17 protein-coding genes are annotated in these 19,294 nt (G+C 33.3%); 9 read left to right on the forward strand and 8 right to left on the reverse strand.

What is annotated here, in order from left to right; all coding sequences use genetic code 11:
* Positions 1-20: 20 nt before the first annotated feature.
* Positions 21-1,091 carry a nitric oxide synthase oxygenase gene (locus NSS74_RS23610; RefSeq protein WP_012262084.1) on the reverse strand — a complete coding sequence of 357 codons (1,071 nt, stop codon included), beginning with the start codon at positions 1,089-1,091 and terminating at the stop codon, positions 21-23.
* 218 nt (positions 1,092-1,309) lie between these two features.
* Between NSS74_RS23610 and sodA the strand changes: the two genes are divergently transcribed.
* On the forward strand, positions 1,310-1,936 hold the full coding sequence (sodA, locus tag NSS74_RS23615; protein ID WP_061690311.1) for a superoxide dismutase [Mn]: 627 nt from the start codon (positions 1,310-1,312) through the stop codon (positions 1,934-1,936).
* Between the two features lie 88 nt (positions 1,937-2,024).
* Here the strand turns inward: sodA and NSS74_RS23620 are convergent, their stop codons facing one another.
* The gene (locus NSS74_RS23620) at positions 2,025-2,969 is read right to left on the reverse strand and encodes an NAD-dependent epimerase/dehydratase family protein (protein ID WP_187770540.1); all 945 of its coding nucleotides are present in this window, start codon (positions 2,967-2,969) and stop codon (positions 2,025-2,027) included.
* Between the two features lie 43 nt (positions 2,970-3,012).
* Complete coding sequence (locus NSS74_RS23625) at positions 3,013-3,603, reverse strand: AmiS/UreI family transporter (protein WP_061673851.1); 591 nt, start codon at positions 3,601-3,603, stop codon at positions 3,013-3,015.
* 523 nt (positions 3,604-4,126) lie between these two features.
* Between NSS74_RS23625 and NSS74_RS23630 the strand changes: the two genes are divergently transcribed.
* Positions 4,127-4,528 (forward strand): hypothetical protein, encoded by a 402-nt coding sequence (locus NSS74_RS23630; protein WP_002143948.1) that lies wholly within the window; start codon positions 4,127-4,129, stop codon positions 4,526-4,528.
* Positions 4,529-4,646: 118 nt separating this feature from the next.
* Here the strand turns inward: NSS74_RS23630 and NSS74_RS23635 are convergent, their stop codons facing one another.
* Positions 4,647-5,465, reverse strand: a complete 819-nt coding sequence (locus tag NSS74_RS23635) for an endo alpha-1,4 polygalactosaminidase (protein WP_149191115.1) — start codon at positions 5,463-5,465, stop codon at positions 4,647-4,649.
* 297 nt (positions 5,466-5,762) lie between these two features.
* Between NSS74_RS23635 and NSS74_RS23640 the strand changes: the two genes are divergently transcribed.
* The 5 genes from NSS74_RS23640 to pelG are packed head-to-tail and all read left to right on the forward strand — an operon-like array spanning position 5,763 to position 12,592.
* On the forward strand, positions 5,763-6,986 hold the full coding sequence (locus NSS74_RS23640) for a nucleoside-diphosphate sugar epimerase (protein WP_061690308.1): 1,224 nt from the start codon (positions 5,763-5,765) through the stop codon (positions 6,984-6,986).
* Complete coding sequence (locus NSS74_RS23645) at positions 6,986-7,906, forward strand: tetratricopeptide repeat protein (RefSeq protein ID WP_002035014.1); 921 nt, start codon at positions 6,986-6,988, stop codon at positions 7,904-7,906. Before NSS74_RS23640 ends, NSS74_RS23645 begins: the two co-directional genes overlap by 1 nt.
* Complete coding sequence (locus NSS74_RS23650; RefSeq protein ID WP_061690307.1) at positions 7,890-9,722, forward strand: DUF2194 domain-containing protein; 1,833 nt, start codon at positions 7,890-7,892, stop codon at positions 9,720-9,722. Before NSS74_RS23645 ends, NSS74_RS23650 begins: the two co-directional genes overlap by 17 nt.
* A 3-nt stretch (positions 9,723-9,725) precedes the next feature.
* Positions 9,726-11,147 carry a GT4 family glycosyltransferase PelF gene (pelF, locus tag NSS74_RS23655; protein ID WP_061673855.1) on the forward strand — a complete coding sequence of 474 codons (1,422 nt, stop codon included), beginning with the start codon at positions 9,726-9,728 and terminating at the stop codon, positions 11,145-11,147.
* The gene (gene pelG / locus NSS74_RS23660) at positions 11,135-12,592 is read left to right on the forward strand and encodes an exopolysaccharide Pel transporter PelG (RefSeq protein WP_002167287.1); all 1,458 of its coding nucleotides are present in this window, start codon (positions 11,135-11,137) and stop codon (positions 12,590-12,592) included. The genes pelF and pelG overlap by 13 nt, the downstream gene beginning before the upstream one ends.
* Positions 12,593-12,641: 49 nt before the next feature.
* Here pelG and galE read toward each other — a convergent pair whose 3' ends face one another.
* Positions 12,642-13,658, reverse strand: coding sequence for a UDP-glucose 4-epimerase GalE (gene galE, locus NSS74_RS23665; RefSeq protein WP_340814415.1), 1,017 nt, complete (start codon positions 13,656-13,658; stop codon positions 12,642-12,644).
* 183 nt (positions 13,659-13,841) lie between these two features.
* Positions 13,842-14,489: a PAQR family membrane homeostasis protein TrhA gene (gene trhA / locus NSS74_RS23670; protein ID WP_002016441.1), complete on the reverse strand. Its 648-nt coding sequence runs from the start codon at positions 14,487-14,489 to the stop codon at positions 13,842-13,844.
* Positions 14,490-14,653: 164 nt separating this feature from the next.
* Here trhA and NSS74_RS23675 point away from each other — a divergent pair, with 164 nt between their 5' ends.
* Complete coding sequence (locus tag NSS74_RS23675) at positions 14,654-15,214, forward strand: DUF1836 domain-containing protein (protein WP_002035007.1); 561 nt, start codon at positions 14,654-14,656, stop codon at positions 15,212-15,214.
* A 45-nt stretch (positions 15,215-15,259) separates the two neighbouring features.
* On the opposite strand, the gene NSS74_RS23680 is transcribed toward NSS74_RS23675, so the two are convergent.
* Both NSS74_RS23680 and NSS74_RS23685 read right to left on the reverse strand, forming a co-directional pair.
* On the reverse strand, positions 15,260-16,705 hold the full coding sequence (locus tag NSS74_RS23680) for a DEAD/DEAH box helicase (RefSeq protein WP_061690305.1): 1,446 nt from the start codon (positions 16,703-16,705) through the stop codon (positions 15,260-15,262).
* Between the two features lie 229 nt (positions 16,706-16,934).
* The gene (locus NSS74_RS23685; RefSeq protein ID WP_061673858.1) at positions 16,935-17,966 is read right to left on the reverse strand and encodes an acyltransferase; all 1,032 of its coding nucleotides are present in this window, start codon (positions 17,964-17,966) and stop codon (positions 16,935-16,937) included.
* A 238-nt stretch (positions 17,967-18,204) separates the two neighbouring features.
* On the opposite strand from NSS74_RS23685, the gene guaC reads away from it, so the two are divergent.
* Entirely contained in the window at positions 18,205-19,188 is a 984-nt protein-coding gene (gene guaC, locus NSS74_RS23690; protein WP_061690304.1) for a GMP reductase, read from the forward strand.
* Positions 19,189-19,294: the final 106 nt, after the last annotated feature.

The raw sequence follows: 19,294 nt of genomic DNA on the forward strand, positions 1-19,294 counted from the left end.
AAAAAAAACTATACTAGCTATTATTTATGAAAGAAATTCGGCTTCAAAATTTCATTTGGATACGGTTTATGATAAATATGAGTGGTAGCTGGCGACAACGGTGGAATGAGCCACACCCAATTACCTGTTACAACCCGTCCACATGCCGCTTCCTGCTTCTCAAATTGTTGAAATTGTTGTGCAGCTGTATGGTGATCCACAATACTAACTCCTTGTTTTTTAAAAGAATGTAAAACAGCCACGTTTAATTCAATTAGCGCCTTGTCTTTCCATAACGTACCGTTTCTCGATGTATCGAGCTTCATCATCTCCGCAACAGCCGGAAGTAAATTATAGCGATCATGATCCGCTAAGTTACGAGCCCCAATCTCCGTTCCCATATACCATCCATTGAACGGGGCTGCCGTATAAGAAATACCGCCAATTTCTAAGCGCATATCTGAAATCATTGGAACCCCATACCATTTTGCTCCAAGTGACGAAATCGGGTATTCTGGGTGTTCAATTGGCACTTCTTTTACTTCTTCTCTCGGAATTTCTTTATATATAGGTGCCTTCCCGTTTATAGAAAACACAAGTGGCAATACATCGAAATTCGTACCTTCTCCTTGCCAGCCAAGTTCCTGACAAAAATCCGTAAACGCAGTGGAATGAGAGTCACCAATCACTCCCATTTCTGTTTTATATCCTGCATACCGAATCAATTGGTGATTATAAATTCGTATATTATTTTCTTCACCTTGATATTGCTTAAAAATTGTAATTGTCGGTTTAACTTTCCCATCGTTCGTTGCATATTTAATATGATGAATTAATGCATTGTATACACCTTCCTCATCATTTACTTCACGTGCATCTAATATGTGCATCTTACTCCAAAATAGTCTTCCGATACATCGATTACTATTGCGCCATGCCATTCGTGATCCATGAACAAGTTCTTCAAATGTATGCTCATACGTCCCCGTCTTCTCTATTTCAATTTGAATTTCTTTTATTCTCTCTTCTATGAATTGTTCTTTATTAAGCTCTTTATAGCAAACCGTAATAAAATGACTCGCTTCCTCTATTAATTGTTTCGTTTTACTCATAAACGATCTCCTTCTATTTCAACACAACGTTACTACTTTACAGTATAAGCAAAAAGAATAAGAGTCACAAATGAAAGTCGAAGTGTTACTTTTATTGTAATATTTTTCAGAAAATTAAAGAGATTACTATTGACTTGTATAAAAAATAGGTGTATTTTTGACTCAGGTAAATTATTTTTACCTAGACCAACTTTTTTAATAAGAAAGGAGGGAATGTTATGTCTTCATTTCAATTGCCAAAGCTTTCATATGACTATGATGAACTAGAGCCATATATCGATAGCAACACGCTTTCTATTCATCATGGAAATCACCATGCGACATACGTAAATAACTTGAATGCCGCTTTAGAAAACTATACGGAATTACATAATAAATCTTTAGAAGAGTTACTATGTAATTTAAAAACTTTACCAAAAGAAATTGTTACAGCTGTCAGAAATAACGGTGGTGGACATTATTGTCATAGTCTTTTTTGGGAATTAATGAGCCCGCGAGGTGGCGGTGAGCCTAATGGAGACGTTGCAAAAGTAATTGATTATTATTTCAATACCTTTGACAACTTAAAAGATCAACTTTCCAAAGCAGCTATTAGTCGTTTTGGAAGTGGCTATGGATGGCTTGTTCTGGACGGTGAGGAACTTTCCGTTATGAGTACACCCAATCAAGATACACCTTTGCAAGAAGGTAAAATTCCATTACTCGTCATCGATGTATGGGAACACGCCTATTATTTAAAGTATCAAAATCGGCGTCCAGAATTTGTTACCAACTGGTGGCATACGGTGAACTGGGACCGGGTAAATGAAAAGTATTTACAAGCAATTCAATCACAAACACATTAGTCGTGCGTATAAGGTAAATTTGGTAATGTAAAATTAGTATTGTCGAAATCCTCCAGAATCCCCCGGATTGCCACCGGGGGATTTATGATTATTTCATTGTATTTATGTAATAAAGTAAAACTTTTTCCGTCTCTAATTTCAACTCTCGGAACGGGAATCCTAATTCACGAGCCTTTCCATTATGTAACGTACAATTAATCACTCCATTATAAGGAGCTATATTATCTCCTACTTCTTGAATGAGCGCTTTTATCCCGGTATTCTCTTCTATGAAACGAATAACTTCTCTGGTAGAAACCACCCCGTTACTACAAGCATTAATTGGCCCTTCTATGTCCTTCATCCCGCACCAGGCTAAAAATTCTCCTGCTTCTTTTTCATGTATAAATGACAACTCTCCATCTACATGATCCACAACGATAGACTCTTGTTTCACAACATGTTCAACGTAAAATTGTAATCTTTTCGTATAATCGTTTTCTCCAATAACGACGGGAAATCTTACCGCAACGACTGGGAATGTTGCATGTTGAAATAAAACTGCTTCAGCTAATCGCTTACCTTCACTATAATTGAAATCATTCCTATCTCCATACGTAATTGTATACTCGTACGGATTGAAATTTTCTTCTAACAGGCCTAGCGCAGGCTCATAGACAGCCATTGAAGATGTCATAATGTATTTCTTCGTTTTTCCTTTTAGCACTTCACATATTATCTTCGCTGCATTCGAGCTATAGCATAAATTATCGTATACGATATCATAACTTTTACCTTCAAAACGCTCTTCTAGTAGCCTCTCATCTTCTCTATCTACAATCAGTCTTTTTACTGCACTTCCAAAGGGATCTTCAGTAACTCCCCTCGTCGCAATCGTTACATCATGTCCAGCTTGCAACAGTACTTCTACTAAATGTTTACCAAAAAATCTTGTTCCCCCTAGCACCAATACTTTTTTCACCTTCATCATCCCCGTTTTTACAAATTGTAAAATACTACCTCTATTATTATAAACGCTAAAATAAAAAAACATGGAATCAGTTTAACGATTCCATGTTTTTTCTACACACGATACATTAACGTACTCGATATTTAAAAATACAATAGCAGCAATATAAAATAGAAATTACTGATACATAAACCCATAGTTCATATATGAATCCCTCGCCCCATACTCCCATAAAATAAAAGAGTGAAGGCAACGTCAATGTTACCCACGATTGTACAAAAGCAATTCTGCCAAGATATTGATTGATATTCTTTTTTTGTGCATTTAATACAAAGAATAAATACCAAAGTAATGCCCACATAAACCATGTTAACGCATTAACAACATCGTGGAATTGAACAAATGAAACAACCATATAGAATAAAGCAATAATTGCTACCCAAATACAGAACCAGCCTAGTCCACTACTATCCATTCCTTTAATAAAAGTAACGCCTACATATAAATAAGTTAAACCAAATAAAAAAGTAGCTGCATATGAATATACCGTCCAATTACTTTGATCAGAAATCATAATTAAATAAAACGGTATAATAATTTGTAACGCTCCTACAAATAAATTAAAAACACCTGCACTTTTCATCTCTACTTTGCCTAATATGACAAGACTATTTAAAAATAAAGCTGCACCTGAAAGTAATAATCCTACGTAACCCATATATATTCGTGTGAAAATCTTTCCCTTTCACACTTTTAACCTCCCCACAATATAAAGTGATACTTTATCCTGCATTAACGAGCAGTAAAACCCCCACCTCAAAATTCAGCTAGAGCAAAGAAGTTAGGCGGGAGATCAACTGCCCGTAAAGCCCGATTGGTGAAAGCTAATAATCAGTGGGGATGAACAACCCCCACCCACTGATTAAAGTTTCACTTTATTATTTTTCTTCCTATTTAAAACTACATACATAATTTTTAATCTGAATAAGTTAGACTTCCTACCTTAAAAAACAACAAATTTAAAACGCTTTCAATAATAAATAACCCTATCAAAACATGAAATAGGATTCCTTGATTATAAACGTACTCTAACAATGATACAAGTGTTGGAATACTTTTCAATACTACGTTTTGAATTTCTATAAAAAATTAGTAGAATGATACATTTTCCCTATCTCATTCTATTAATTTTTTGCATAGAATATCGTACACTCATATTAATTTAGAAAGGTTTGATATTTATGCCTCTTCATTATCCAAATCATTTTGTTTTTCACTCCACAGGTGTATTAACAAGAGAGCCCGCAACTGTTTCAGCAGTAGTAAACATTGTAAATTTAGATGCATATTACACACACCATGTAACTATAGAGGTTTGGGATTGGTCTAACTATTCTAATCCTGTAAAATTACCTGTACTACTTGGTGAAAATACGGAAGTAGCATTCCCATATATTTTACAAGGCAACCACTTAGCAGTTTTTTATGCTGATTTAGATGACTCTATTGATTTGTATGAAATTCGTATTTCTTATCCTGGCCACTCCAATATTGTTGCAAATTGTTTTGGGCGAAGTATCCCGCCATATACAAGCCAAGAAGGTAATACAGTATACCATAAACAACTCGTTCGAATTCATTAAATCTCCCCCTATTATGTGAAAGGGGCTGGTCAGTAATACATTTATCTTTATAAGATAATCTTATTACTGACCTAAAGCGTGATAGTCAATCTTGATAGTTTCTCATTTTGAACACTTGCTATTTATCATAAATATCATTCGGATTTATTGTAGGAACAAATCCATTTGTAGAACTATATTTTTTAGATACATTATCTGGGGTCACGGTAAACGTTACAATTTTATTGCTTTGTTGTTTAAAATAACGCATCCAATTTTGACTCCATTCATCTTTCGCAATAACTTGTTTATTGAAGTCTTCCCACAATACACCATGTATAAAATTCAAGGATGTATTTTTGATTGTGTCAAATCCCCAATTCTGTATAAGAAGCAGGTTGGAATCAACACTTTTAATTTCTTTTAATAAATTTACATATGCTTCTCGAAATTTCCCTTGTGTAGACGGCTGATCATAAAAATAGTCATCAATATCACCAGCTGTATCTAAAAACACCCCATCCATTCCTTTTCCAATAACTTGCTGTTTCACCTTATTCACAACAATCCCACGGTAGTGTTCATCAGCTAAATTCATAATATATGTATCCCACTGCTCAATCTTCATTTTCTTACCATCTCTATAATAATAGTCTGATTCAACTACTTGCGATTTATGCCACGATTCTAATTCTAAAACACTAACATAGCCAAGAACTACCGTTCCTGATTTTTTTAATTGCTGAACCTGTTCTTTCGTAAATGCATATGGCTCTATAATAACCATGTCATACTTTGAAAGTCTCTCAATTACTTGCTCATTTGCTTCACCATAATAAATTTTATAACTTCGTACATTTTTTAAAACTGGTTCCACAACATTTGCTTGTGCGGATGTACTTGAGGAAAAAATAAAAGAAAATATAGCTAAAAAGCATACGGAACGTTTCCACTCCATAATAATATTACCCCCTATACAACTGTAATTTTCTATTGTTTTAAATGTTAATACAAATATAGTAATACCATAACATTCTACATTTTTTCAAACTCGATTTTTTATAAAAAATCCCAATAAATGCAATACATTAACAGAAATTAGAATTTATTTCACTTGAATTTACTACATCTCTGTTGATAAAATGATTTGGGCTTTATATATTATATATCTTAAAATAATTCTTTTAAATTATGTATTTTATTTCAGTGTACTATTCCTCAAAATTAAATTTGCAAATGAAAGAAGGGATTTTTTATGCACTATAGACAATCTAATATATTCCAAAAGATGATTGAACCTACGATTCTCTTTATTGCACTATTTTTTCTATCAATACTAACTGATTTTCTTACACCAACGTATGAATACTTCTTACTCTTATTTATTACATTAATTATCTCTAGCCGGTATGGCATATCTATTGCCATTTTCGCCTTTTTGGAAGCAATGATTTATATTTTTTTAAGCGGTATATATAAAGAAAATGATATATTGTTGTACTTTTATTCATTAGATTACTGGATAAGTTGGATTTTCTTACTTGTTATTAGTTTATGCTGTGGACTGATGAGTACTGCACAAAAAGAACGCTATGAAGATGTACATATGATAAATAATGAGTTGAAAGCTGAAAATAAAGAATTAAAATATGTCGTGAAACAATTGGATGAAACACGTATTACACTACGTTCTCGTGTACTTGAATCAAATAACCACTTATCTAAAATGTATCATATGTTTAAAGCTTTAAATCATACACATCCTGAAATTGTACTCGATGAAGGAATGAATGTATTAAAAATGTATTTTGGAGCAAAAAAAATTGGTATCTATCACGTTGATAACAATAAACAATCGCTTCGTATTAAATTAAGAGCTGAATCTGGTAAAAATACATTATCTCAATCTATTTTCGTTAAAAACGCTTCCTTAGTCATCAAAAATGCGCTAGCGCATAATCGACCTTTTTTCCGTACAGATGAGGATTTTCAAGACGCTCCACTTTTAGTTGGTCCCGTCCTATTCCAAGATGATGTACAATACGTCATTATATTAGACGAAATCGAGTTTTCAAAAGTAACTTCTGAGCAATTCGAACTTTTCACATGGTATTTACGCTGGATGGGTGATCGTTTACAAAACGCTTCTAACCTTTGGCTATCCAGTCAAGAGGATCGCACATTCCCTAAAACAAGCATTTATTATGAAGATGAATTTGAACATTTACTAAAAATAGAAAAGAAACGTTACGAAACATTATCTTATCCATATTCCTATTTTGAGTTCAATGCTCCACAAGATTATTTAGGAATGATAAATTCTATTTTAAAAGACCATTTGCGAGATATCGATATATTCGGTTATAGTATGACCGAGCAGAAAATCATGATTTTATTACCTGGCACTGAAGAACAGTTTTGTATACAAGTTCAAACTCGTATACAAAACGCTCTTTCTTCTAAAGGAGTGATAGTCTAATGATTTTACTCCTTCTTTATTTTATTTATGTTATTTTGGTTTTTCTTTTATTTCGATTTACGAAAAGTTTGATTACTAAAGATAAAAAAGGAATTATTGAATTTTGCTTGATTCTATCTCTTCTTTTCCCGCTTATCGGACTTATTGTATCAGCAATCATGTTATTACTTAATATAAGACGTTCCAAAACCGAATGGTTACAGCAATACTCTGATTATGTTGCCTTTCACGTTGATAATTACGAAGATATTTTGGAATCAGCAAAACAAGATATGGACTTAATTTCATTTTCTTCTGGATTAGAACTAGATAAGCCTGAATTACATAAACAACTCATTGTACAGTTAAGCTCCTCCTCTATCGCTAATGAAGGAGGCTTATTGAAAGAAGCCATTCACCATAAAGATCCTGAAACTGTGCATTACGCAGCAACTACTATTAATTTACTAAATGAACGGTACGAAAAACAAATCGAATACTTAAATAAGCAATTTCTACAAAATCCACAAAATGAAATTGCAAAAGAATTGGTTTCTAACTATTTAAGATATATAAACAGTGGTCTTCTTTCTAATCAGCAAAAAGAAAAAATAATCGCTGAATTTATGAATTTTATTACACAAGGTGTAGAACTATTCCCTAACGAACCTCTTTACCCTTTCCATCTTGGAAATCTGTTTCTACACACAAAACAATATGCAAAGTCTGAAGAACAATTTTTAAATCTTATTCATTTCTATCCTGAATCATATTACGGTTACGTTGGTTTACTTGAAATATATTATGAGCAACAGTTATGGGACGAGCTCTATAACTTAATCAATAATCTAACAGATGCAAAAAGAGTTCATATACTACCGCGTAAATATCAATTATTTGTAAGGCAGTTTGGAGGCGCACACATTGAAAAAGGGGATTAATATATATATCGGGATTATTAGTATCATTTTATTTCTCTTAATTTTATCCATCCTTATATATCGAACAGAAAATTTTTATCAAAAGTTTTCTGTTCCTAAAACTAAAGAAACAGATACTGTTAAAACACTCAAAGCAAAAGATGTAGCTCAAAATGGACAAAAAATGCAATTATACGTTTTAAAAACGGATAATACATTAGGGCAACAAGTCGAATTTAATACGAAGAAGGCAATGGATTACGCACACCTACACTATAAAGATATTACATCTAATGAAATTAAGGGACTTACTCCCTCTCCCTATACAGGGATTATTATTACAGGTGAAATAATGGAGCAACTTCCACAAGCTGATATTCAAAATTTTGTACAAATGGGCGGGAGAATTATTATCGCAAACCGACTTGATTCAGATCCTTCCTGGAACACATTATTTGGTATTACCCAAAAAGAAGGTTTCAAAGATGCGAAAGGATTAACCTTTGAAGAAGTTTTATTCCCTGGTTATCCAGATCTCTCAAGTTCTTCTCCATTGTTTACTCATAGCTCAATGAATATTACGCTAGATGAGAATACAACTAACACTTGGATTACAGCGGAAGATACTCCCATCCTTTGGACCAATGACTACGGTGAAGGAAAAGTCTTATATTGGAATACAACAGCATTGAACGATAAATTAGGTAGAGGTATGTTCGTTCAATCACTGGGTACTATTTTCCCGACTTTCGCTTCAGCACAACTTGGAGCGGAGATTATGTATATCGATGACTTCCCATCTCCGATTCCAAGTGGAGAACTAAAAAACTTAACGAAAGAAAAAATTTCTGTTGAAGAATTTTATAAAAAACATTGGTGGAAAAATATGAAGGATATCTCTGAAGATCTTGATATTAAATATACGGGTGTTGCCATTGGGACGTACCAAAATAAAGTAACGCCACCCTTTGAAGATTTCACAGGTAAAAATAGAAATACCTATTTATTATTTGGGAGAGAATTACTAAGTCACGGCGGGGAAATAGGCATTCATGGCTATAACCATCAACCTTTATTATTACCACCAGATCCAGTAGATAAAGCACTTGAATATGTTCCATGGAATTCAAAAGAGGATATGGAGAGCTCCTTAGATGTTCTGCAAAAACTCGTGTATAACTTCTTTCCAAACGAAAAATTAAAAACCTATGTACCACCATCCAATATTATAAATACAGCTGGATTAAGTGCATTAAACGACGCGGTTCCAACTATGGAAACAGTTGCTTCTCTATATGTGGGAAGTAAAAGTAACGGTAGTTTAATTCAAGAATTTGGACCAGATGAACATAATAAAAACATTTATCACTTCCCGCGCATTACGAGCGGCTATGCTATCACAGATGAAGAGCAATTTATCTTAACTGATGTTACCGCAAATTTAGGGGTTATCTCACATTTCGTCCATCCAGATGATATCCTTGATGAAAAACGCTCAGGTAATTTAACATGGGAAGAATTATTTAAAGCTTATAAAAAGACAATTAAAGAAATACGAGAAAGATATCCTTATATAAAAAGTATGACCCAAAGTGAAGCAACTGCTTCTATGAAAATTTATCAAACTGGTGACCTAGATGTTTCTTATGAAGATGATGCTGTTCACATTGCATATAAAGGGTTACCAAACCATACTTCAACAATTATACGTGTAGAAGAAGGTAAGAAAATACAACCTGGCTCATTCTCTTACGGTACAGTTAAAAAGCTTGATTCCCAAATTTATAGCGTTACGTTAACGAAAGCCAGCGCTACGATTCCAATTAAAGGAGCATAACAGATGAGAATAGGTTTGGTCGTTGAAGGCAGCTATCCCTTTGTAAGTGGAGGAGTAGCAAGCTGGGTTCAAATGATTATCCAGCAGTTTAAAGAACATGAATTTACGATTTTCGCGATAGTCCCTCAAGTAAAAACAGAAGATGAATATCAATATGAAATTCCAAGCAATGTAAAAGACATCATTCTGATTCCTTTACAATCAGAAAATGAAGCAAAACATATAAAAACTAATTTAACTAAACAAGAAGTACAGACACTTCAAAAATGGTTTACATTTCAAGCTAACGATACAACAGCATTACAAATATTAGGAAATAAACAAAAGCTAGGAACACTCCATTCCTTCTTCGAAAGCCGTGAGTTTTATGCAATTGTTAAAGAAAGCTATTTATATGAGGAAAGTAGTGGATCCTTCTTAAATTACTTTTGGATGTGGAGATCTATGTTCACACCAATCATTCAAATTTTACAAATTGATTTTCCTGAATTAGATCTTATTCATTCTGTATCGACAGGGTATGGTGGATTGCTTGGTGCTGCAATTAGTGCCAAGTCCGATATACCATTTATTCTAACTGAACACGGTATTTATTCTCGGGAGCGTGAAGAAGAAATACTACAATCTACTTGGATACCAATTGAATATAAAAAAAGATGGGTTTCTTTCTTTCATCACTTGTCTCATCAAGCATATGAACAAGCCGCTGATGTAATTACTTTGTTCGGCCGAAATAGTGCATATCAAAAAGAATTAGGTGCTCCGGCCCATAAACTAAAAATCGTTCCAAATGGCGTTACTTTATCTGACTATAAAGGGTTACGTAAACCAAAATACAATTCGGATAAACTCATCATTTCCGCTATTATACGAGTTGTGCCAATTAAAGATGTAAAAACAATGATTTATGCAGCTAAATTATTATTAGAAAAAGATATTCCATTTATATTTTACTTACTAGGTCCTGATACAGAGGAAGCAGAATATGCTCAGGAATGTCGTGATTTAATTCAACAATTAGGATTAGAAGAGCATGTAATAATGACCGGCAAAGTAAATATTAAAGATTACTTAAAACAAACAGATATTCTCGTATTAACAAGTATATCTGAAGGACAACCATTAGCTATGTTAGAAGGAATGGCAGCAGGATTACCATGGGTTGTTACAGATGTCGGCTCTTGTAAGGAATTAATTTACGGACAAGATGAAGATCCTTACGGACAATGTGGATTTGTTGTACCACCTGTATCTCCTGAACAAGTTGCCATTCATTTAGAGTGGTATTATCGTCACCCTGAATCCATTCAACAATTTGGGGATAACGGGCGCAATCGTATTGAAGCGCACTATCAATTATCAGGTGTCGTTGATAGTTACCGTAAGCTTTACTTAGAAAGAGGTAAAAAAACATGGCAGGGATAGGATTTCGTTTACAAAAATTATTCCAAGAAGACTACTATTCTTCCAGAATAAAAGCGTACGGATTTTCATTATTTGTTACAGCTGGTCCTTGGTTAGTCGTTATTTTAGCAGTAACAGCTATTCGATACATTTTAAGTTTGTTCCATTCTATTTCAATTGAGGAACAGCGCCTTTTTACAATTTCAATTTCATACTGCTTCATTTTTTCTCAAATCATATATGGTGCCTTGCAGCTCATCGTAACTAGATATGTGGCCGACCTTTTATACGAGCAAAAAGCTGATAAAGTATTTTCTTCCTTTTTAGGAATGACGAAAATCACACTTTTTTTAGCTATTATCTTATGGCTTTTGTTTGCAATTTTTACGCCATTAGCCTTGTATTATAAAATCGTGATGCTATTTTTATTTTTAGCTTTAAACATCATTTGGATTCAATCCATTTATTTAACAGCAGCTAAAGATTATCAGTCCATCGCTCTTGCATTTTTAATTGGTTCCATTTTCTCCTTATCTGGAATTGCGCTTATCGCTTACTGGCATCCAACACTTGGAATAGAACACGGATTGGCCCTATTACTTTTAATTTCTTTTACAATCGGGACTTTCATTACATTAGTGTGGTTAAGTATAGTTATTGTACGAATGTTTCCAAATAGTGATGCTACTGAACAATTTACCTTTCTTTCTTATTTAGATAAATATCCAGAACTATTTTGGTCAAGCTTACTTTACAATATTGGCATTTGGGTATGTAACTTTGTTATTTGGTTCGGAGAAGGGCGAGGAAATATTGAAAACACGTTTATTTATCATCAAATTTATGATACATCTGTTTTCTGGGCTTATTTAAGCATTATCCCAACCTATATTTTCTTCGTAGTATCCATTGAAACAAGGTTTTATGAACGGTATAAGAAGTTCTTCGGTTCAGTTAACAATGGGGCGACATTAAATACAATTTTACAATTAAAAGAATCAATGAACTTTGTCCTAAAGCAAGAAATGGAACGAATACTTCGTAATCAAGGTATTTTTTCTTTACTTATTATTTTTATAATATGGATGTTTAGTTCACAATCTGGGAACGTAACACTTGAATACTCTATTTTGCAGCTGACTATAATTGGTGCTTATGCAAACGGGATGGTCCTTGTTATCACATTACTACTCTTATATTTTGAAGATCGTAAAGGGGCATTTCGAACATCAGCCCTGTTCTTTTCTGCAAATTTGTTATTAAGTCTTCTTCTACTTCCATTTGGATTTAATGGTTACGGTATTAGTTTTGCACTCGGATCTTCTATTACATTCTTATATGCTATTTCTAGACTCTTTACTTACATTAAAGATATTGATTACTATACGTTTTGTCAGTCAAATACTCCTATAAAACGGCGAACTTTCTTTACTAAATTTGCTAATAAACTTAATGGAAATAAATAAATAAAAATGACCTTTTGCTCCCGCAAAAGGTCATTTTTTTATCTGTTTATTAAACTTCTAGATAGCCATTTTTGTTATTTGATTGCCATCTCCAAGAGTCTGCACACATCTCTTCTAATCCGCGTTTTGCTTCCCATCCTAATTCACGCTTCGCTTTCGATGCATCTGCAAAACATACTGCCACATCACCAGGTCGACGCTCCGTAATTTTATAAGGAACTTCCTTGCCTGAAACTTTTTCAAATGCTTCAACCATTTCTAATACACTATAACCAGTACCTGTACCGAGATTGTATGCATCTATCCCAGTAGTGCCAAGTACCTTTTCAAGCGCCTTTACATGGTAATTTGCTAAGTCTACAACATGAATATAATCACGGACACCCGTGCCATCTTTTGTTGGATAGTCATTTCCAAATACACTTAATTCCTCTAACTTCCCTACTGCTACTTGCGTTACATATGGCATTAAGTTATTTGGAATTCCGTTTGGATCTTCTCCAATACGTCCACTTTCATGTGCACCAAATGGGTTGAAATAACGAAGTAATGCAATACTCCATCCTGCATCCGCAAATGCTACGTCACGCATAATTTGTTCAATCATTAATTTCGTTTGACCATATGGATTCGTTGCACTTAATGGAAACTCCTCCGTAATTGGTGATGTTTCTGGAATACCATACACTGTTGCAGACGAACTGAAGATCATCTTCTTCACATCATGCTTCTGCATCACTTCACATAGCATTAGTGTGCTTGTAATGTTGTTATGATAATACGTTAACGGAATTTCTACTGATTCCCCTACAGCCTTAAAGCCTGCAAAGTGAATAACAGCTTCAATTGTATTTTCTTCAAAAATCGTATCAAGTGCTTCTCGATTTAAAATATCTTCTTTATAAAATTTAAACTGTTTTCCTGTTATCTCTGTCACTCGATTTATAGACTCTACTGAGCTATTCGAAAGATTATCTACTACTATAATTTCGTAACCGTTTTTTAGTAATTCTACGCATGTATGACTACCAATATATCCTGCTCCACCTGTTACAAGTATTGCCATAATTATAGTCCTCCATATTTCATTCATTATAAACTTCTCAAAGTATATCACATATTTCTTATCATATGTTTATTATGCGAACACAGAAACTTACATTTTATACCATGATTTTTAGTACAATATACGATTCAAATCAGGTAATAAAAAAACGCCACATAACAGACATTGCGTGGCGTTTTTTGATCAAATTACGTAACAATATACACTTAGAAAATGTGCAAGACTACCTAACAATACAAAAACATGAAAAATTTCATGGTGTCCCATATATTTAAACTCCAACCATTTTGGCTTCGCACCGTAAATAAACCCACCAATTGTATAAAAAATGCCTCCAAGTACTAAGAAAATAATACCTCCTGTACTTAGATTCTCAGCTAGCGGTGCAAAGAATAGAACAATTAACCAACCCATCAGAAGATAAATTGCTGTCGATAACCATCTTGGACAATTAAACCAAAACATTTTAAAAGCAATACCACAAATTGCCGTTGCATAAACTAAACAAAATAATAGTAAACCATTTGCCGAATTTAATGTAATTAAGCAAAAGGGTGCATATGTACCTGCAATTAATATGAAAATCATAGAATGATCTAGCTTCCTAAAGAAATAAATAACACGTTCACTGGCTACGACACTATGATACACAGCTGATGCCATATAAAGGACCATCATCCCGATACCGAATAAAATAACAGCTGTAATTGCAGCAACAGATGGCATCTTAACAGAAACTTTCACAAGCATAGCTAATAATGCAATAAATGATAATACAGCTCCTCCTAAGTGAGTAAATGCATTAACCGGTTCTCTTACATAAACATTCATATAAACACCCCTCATATAATTACATGTAGTTTTCATAACTACATGTAATTATATACGTATTATCCGTACGGGTCAACATTTACAATTCATTTGTTTCGTAATACCATATTTAAAGATATACTAAACATTAAGTTCCACTAAGTTATAAAAGTGAGGGGTTCTACGTGGAAAATATAAATAAATTACTTGAATCATTACATTTAGAAAAAAGTATTAAACTTGAGGATATCCCAAATGTCGACTTATATGTAGACCAAGTTGTCCAACTATTTGAGAATACTTATGCGGATACAACGAGAACTGATGATGAAAAAGTATTAACAAAAACAATGATTAACAATTACGCAAAAGGGAAATTATTCATCCCTATCAAAAATAAAAAGTATTCAAAAGAACATATGATTTTAATCAGCTTAATTTATCAATTAAAAGGAGCTCTTTCCATTAATGATATAAAAAGCTCCTTAGAAAATATAAATGCACCGTTAATAAACGATGATACATTCGAATTAAATACTCTATATAAAGATTACCTTTCTCTTACTGACACCAATGTGGAAAGCTTTAAGCAAGACGTGAATAACCGTGTTAAGGAAGTAAACGAGGTTTCTTCCTTAGAAGATCCAAAGCTAGAAAAGTTTTTATTACTAACATCCTTCGTGACTATGAGTAATATGTATAGACGTTTAGCAGAGAAACTAGTTGATGACCTCAAAGAAACTTAAACAAAAAAAAACTATCCACCTGTTAGAGGTGGATAGTTTTTTTGTTTACTTAATTGCTTCATGAACCTTTAATTGTTTCCCTTTAATCGTTGTGTTTTTCATATTTTTTAAAACAAGTGGTCCTTTTCCATTTAATATTTCAACGTAAGAAACATTGTCTTGTATTGTAATAATTCCTATATCTTCTGCTGTAACACCTTTAATTTTAGCAATTGTACCGACGAAATCTACCGCCCTAATTTTCTTTTTCTTCCCGCCATTAAAGTACAATTTCATAATTCCTTTGTTTAAGTCTGCATTTTTATCTTTCTTTATAATTGGTTTAGCATGTATCTTTTCCTCAAATACTGCTTTCCCTTTCATAACTTCTTCTTTTGAAGGTGCAAGTGCCTTTGGAATTTCAAAGCCAATGTACTCCTCAATCTCTTCTAAAAATCTATTTTCATACGGCGTCATGAATGTAATAGCTTTCCCGTTATTACCAGCTCGTCCCGTTCTTCCCGTACGATGTACATAACTTTCTTTTTCTAATGGAATATCATAGTTAATAACATGTGTAATATTATCAATATCAATTCCTCTAGCAGCTACGTCTGTCGCTACTAAATAACGGAACTTTCCTTTTCTAAAATCGTCCATAACTTCAAAACGATCTTCTTGTACCATACCACCATGTATTTTGTCACAAGGATAGTTAACCCGCCTTAACTGCTGAAATACGTGATCTACATTTTCTTGCGTACGGCAAAAAATAATACAGCTATCTGGATTCTCAATCGTTGTTACATCTTTAAGAAGTGAAAGCTTCTCCTCTTCTCTCATCTCAAAAAGTGTATGTTCAATTTTATCTGTTGTAATCCCGGTAGCCTTAATTTCAATATGCGTTGGCGAATCCATATACGTACGAGATAACTTTTCAACATCTTTTGGAAGTGTTGCTGAAAATAGCATTGTCATTCGTTTTTTAGGTAATTCGTCAATAATTGCCTCTACTTGATCGATAAAACCCATATTCAGCATTTCATCCGCTTCATCAATAACTAAATACTTCAAACAATCTAAAGAAAGGGTACCTTTTTCAATATGATCTAACACACGACCAGGAGTCCCAACTACAATATGTGTTTTTTGCTTTAACTCTAATTTTTGACGTGCAAATGGAGATTTACCATAAACTGCAGCGGCCTTAATTCTTTTGAAACGACCTATATTCGTAATATCTTCTTTTACTTGCACCGCAAGCTCTCTCGTCGGTGTTAAAACTAAAGCTTGTGGCTTATTCTCTTCCCACTCCACCATTTCACAAAGTGGTATGCCAAATGAAGCGGTTTTTCCACTTCCAGTCTGTGATTTCACGACAAGGTCTTTCTTTTGCAAGGCAACTGGAATAACCTCTCCTTGCACTTCCGTTGGATGTTCATATCCTAAACCAGTAAGTGCTCTTACAATTTCTTTACTTAATGCATAATCGGTAAAACTTCTTTTGCTCATGTAATAACCTCATTTTATTCTGTATTTAATAATTATATTTTTTATTCCCCTACATTTAATTATACTAAGAGGATATATCAAACTAATATTTTTAATTCGCTAAAATATCAACTTAACCTAAGTATAACTCTTTTTATATTGTTTTTTAAAACAACATAATAAAGGACAGTCTTAATAATAAGCCTGTCCACCTACATAACGGAAAATATTTTCTTTTCAGATTTTTTCTTTACGGAACTAGCCTTTTTACAACCGGTATTCTTTGCAATACTAAAGTTATTAACATACTAAGGACAAGTGTAATAATTACATTTATAGGTATTGCCAATATTGCATGTACATGTGCATTCACCTTTGGAATGACCATGTATAGATAATTATTTAATAAGAAAAAGTGAAGAATATAAATCCCAAGACTTGCTTGGTTTATGCCACGTAATAAAAATGGTAATTGTCTTTCTGAATTTTGGAAAGCATATTTGAAAAAGACAAATAACCCAATTGCCATAAGTACAACACCCGGAGCAAAATATTCATACCAATATTGATCCAGCTGTCCATTAGCTTTGACTGTATAATGATATGTAATAAAGAACGTACCAATAAATCCTGCAAGTCCTCCAATATAAGAAATATTTCTCCATTTTTTCACAATATCATAATTCGATAAGTAATAACCAAGTAGGAAATACCCTACATAATTTGTAACGTAAAATAGTTCGATATTAAAGTTGATAGGATAATAATAATTTACTAGCTTGACGATAACCGATGCATATAGCCATAAAATTAAAAAATATTCTATCTCTCTCTTCTTAGCATTTTTCACAAATACTTTCAGTAAAGGTGCGATTAAATATATTCCTACAATCATATATAGGAACCATAGATGTAACCCGATACTATTTGTTAAAAAGTACTTTATCCCTTGCTTTAAAGAAGCCGGAAAATATCCTACGCAAGCCCCATAGATATAAAATATAGCACTCCAACCTATCAAAGGTATAATCACTTTACTTGCACGTTTCTTTAAAAATTCCCCAATAGAAGTATCTTTTGTTCCCTTTAATAATAGCGCTCCACTAATCATTACAAAAATTGGTACACTAGCACGCGAAAGTGAGTCGTAAAAATTACCAGCCAGCCAACGCGATACGTTATTTGAATCTAATGTAGAAACATAACCAGCAGCAACGTGAATTGTAACAACCGCAATTGTCGCTAATACACGTAGCCAATCCATATATACTAAACGCCCCATAAAATCTCCCCTAAATCAATATATTTATCTACTATTTTCCATATATAATTCTACATTAAACTATTACATATTAAAATACATTACAACCATATAAACCCAATAACTATTAAATTAACTTTAATTTTTTAAATTAAACATTAAAACCTTTGACTTATTACTAAAAATACTGTAAATTATCATTTGGACGAACATTTTTAAAGAAACTAAATAAAATATTCGTATTTTAGGGGTGCAAATGATGGAAAATGTATTTGATTATGAAGACATTCAATTAATTCCTGCAAAATGTATTGTAAATAGCCGATCTGAGTGTGATACAACTGTCACTTTAGGAAAACATAAATTTAAATTACCTGTCGTACCTGCAAATATGCAAACGATTATTGATGAAAGAATCGCAACTTATTTAGCTGAAAATAATTACTTCTACATCATGCATCGTTTCCAACCAGAGAAACGCATCTCATTCATTAGAGATATGCAATCACGTGGATTAATTGCTTCAATCAGCGTTGGTGTTAAAGAAGACGAGTATGAATTCGTACAACAATTAGCTGCTGAGCAACTTACACCTGAATACATCACGATTGATATTGCACACGGACATTCTAATGCTGTAATCAACATGATTCAACATATTAAAAAACATTTACCAGAAAGCTTCGTTATCGCTGGAAACGTTGGAACTCCAGAAGCGGTAAGAGAATTAGAAAACGCTGGTGCTGATGCAACAAAAGTTGGCATTGGACCTGGTAAAGTTTGTATTACTAAAATTAAAACAGGCTTTGGAACTGGCGGTTGGCAGCTAGCTGCACTTCGCTGGTGTGCAAAAGCTGCAAGTAAGCCAATTATCGCTGACGGTGGTATTCGTACACATGGCGACGTAGCTAAATCAATTCGATTTGGAGCAACTATGGTTATGGTCGGTTCTCTATTCGCAGGTCATGAAGAGTCTCCAGGGGAAACAATCGAAAAAGATGGCAAACTTTATAAAGAGTACTTCGGTTCAGCTTCTGAATTCCAAAAAGGTGAGAAGAAAAACGTTGAAGGTAAGAAAATGTTCGTTGAGCATAAAGGTTCTTTAGAAGACACTTTAATCGAAATGGAACAAGATCTTCAATCTTCTATCTCTTACGCTGGTGGAACAAAATTAGACGCAATTCGTACTGTAGATTATGTAGTCGTGAAAAACTCTATTTTCAACGGTGACAAAGTATATTAATTTATAAATTTAACTAGAAGGACAAGCATTTTTTATGCTTGTCCTTCTTTTTCATGTATAAAAATGTAAAATATTTTCATTTCACTGAATTTTCTAGTATCATGTT

This window comes from Bacillus sp. FSL E2-8868 (genome assembly GCF_038005505.1).
Lineage (GTDB): Bacteria > Bacillota > Bacilli > Bacillales > Bacillaceae_G > Bacillus_A > Bacillus_A mycoides.

Coding starts and splice junctions, on each gene's coding strand:
- NSS74_RS23610 (WP_012262084.1), bottom strand. CDS start 1,091: ATGAGTAAAACGAAACAATTAATAGAGGAAGCGAGTCATTTTATTACG.
- sodA (WP_061690311.1), top strand. CDS start 1,310: ATGTCTTCATTTCAATTGCCAAAGCTTTCATATGACTATGATGAACTA.
- NSS74_RS23620 (WP_187770540.1), bottom strand. CDS start 2,969: ATGTTTTTTTATTTTAGCGTTTATAATAATAGAGGTAGTATTTTACAA.
- NSS74_RS23625 (WP_061673851.1), bottom strand. CDS start 3,603: ATGGGTTACGTAGGATTATTACTTTCAGGTGCAGCTTTATTTTTAAAT.
- NSS74_RS23630 (WP_002143948.1), top strand. CDS start 4,127: ATGCCTCTTCATTATCCAAATCATTTTGTTTTTCACTCCACAGGTGTA.
- NSS74_RS23635 (WP_149191115.1), bottom strand. CDS start 5,465: ATGGAGTGGAAACGTTCCGTATGCTTTTTAGCTATATTTTCTTTTATT.
- NSS74_RS23640 (WP_061690308.1), top strand. CDS start 5,763: ATGCACTATAGACAATCTAATATATTCCAAAAGATGATTGAACCTACG.
- NSS74_RS23645 (WP_002035014.1), top strand. CDS start 6,986: ATGATTTTACTCCTTCTTTATTTTATTTATGTTATTTTGGTTTTTCTT.
- pelF (WP_061673855.1), top strand. CDS start 9,726: ATGAGAATAGGTTTGGTCGTTGAAGGCAGCTATCCCTTTGTAAGTGGA.
- pelG (WP_002167287.1), top strand. CDS start 11,135: ATGGCAGGGATAGGATTTCGTTTACAAAAATTATTCCAAGAAGACTAC.
- galE (WP_340814415.1), bottom strand. CDS start 13,658: ATGGCAATACTTGTAACAGGTGGAGCAGGATATATTGGTAGTCATACA.
- trhA (WP_002016441.1), bottom strand. CDS start 14,489: ATGAATGTTTATGTAAGAGAACCGGTTAATGCATTTACTCACTTAGGA.
- NSS74_RS23680 (WP_061690305.1), bottom strand. CDS start 16,705: ATGAGCAAAAGAAGTTTTACCGATTATGCATTAAGTAAAGAAATTGTA.
- NSS74_RS23685 (WP_061673858.1), bottom strand. CDS start 17,966: ATGGGGCGTTTAGTATATATGGATTGGCTACGTGTATTAGCGACAATT.
- guaC (WP_061690304.1), top strand. CDS start 18,205: ATGGAAAATGTATTTGATTATGAAGACATTCAATTAATTCCTGCAAAA.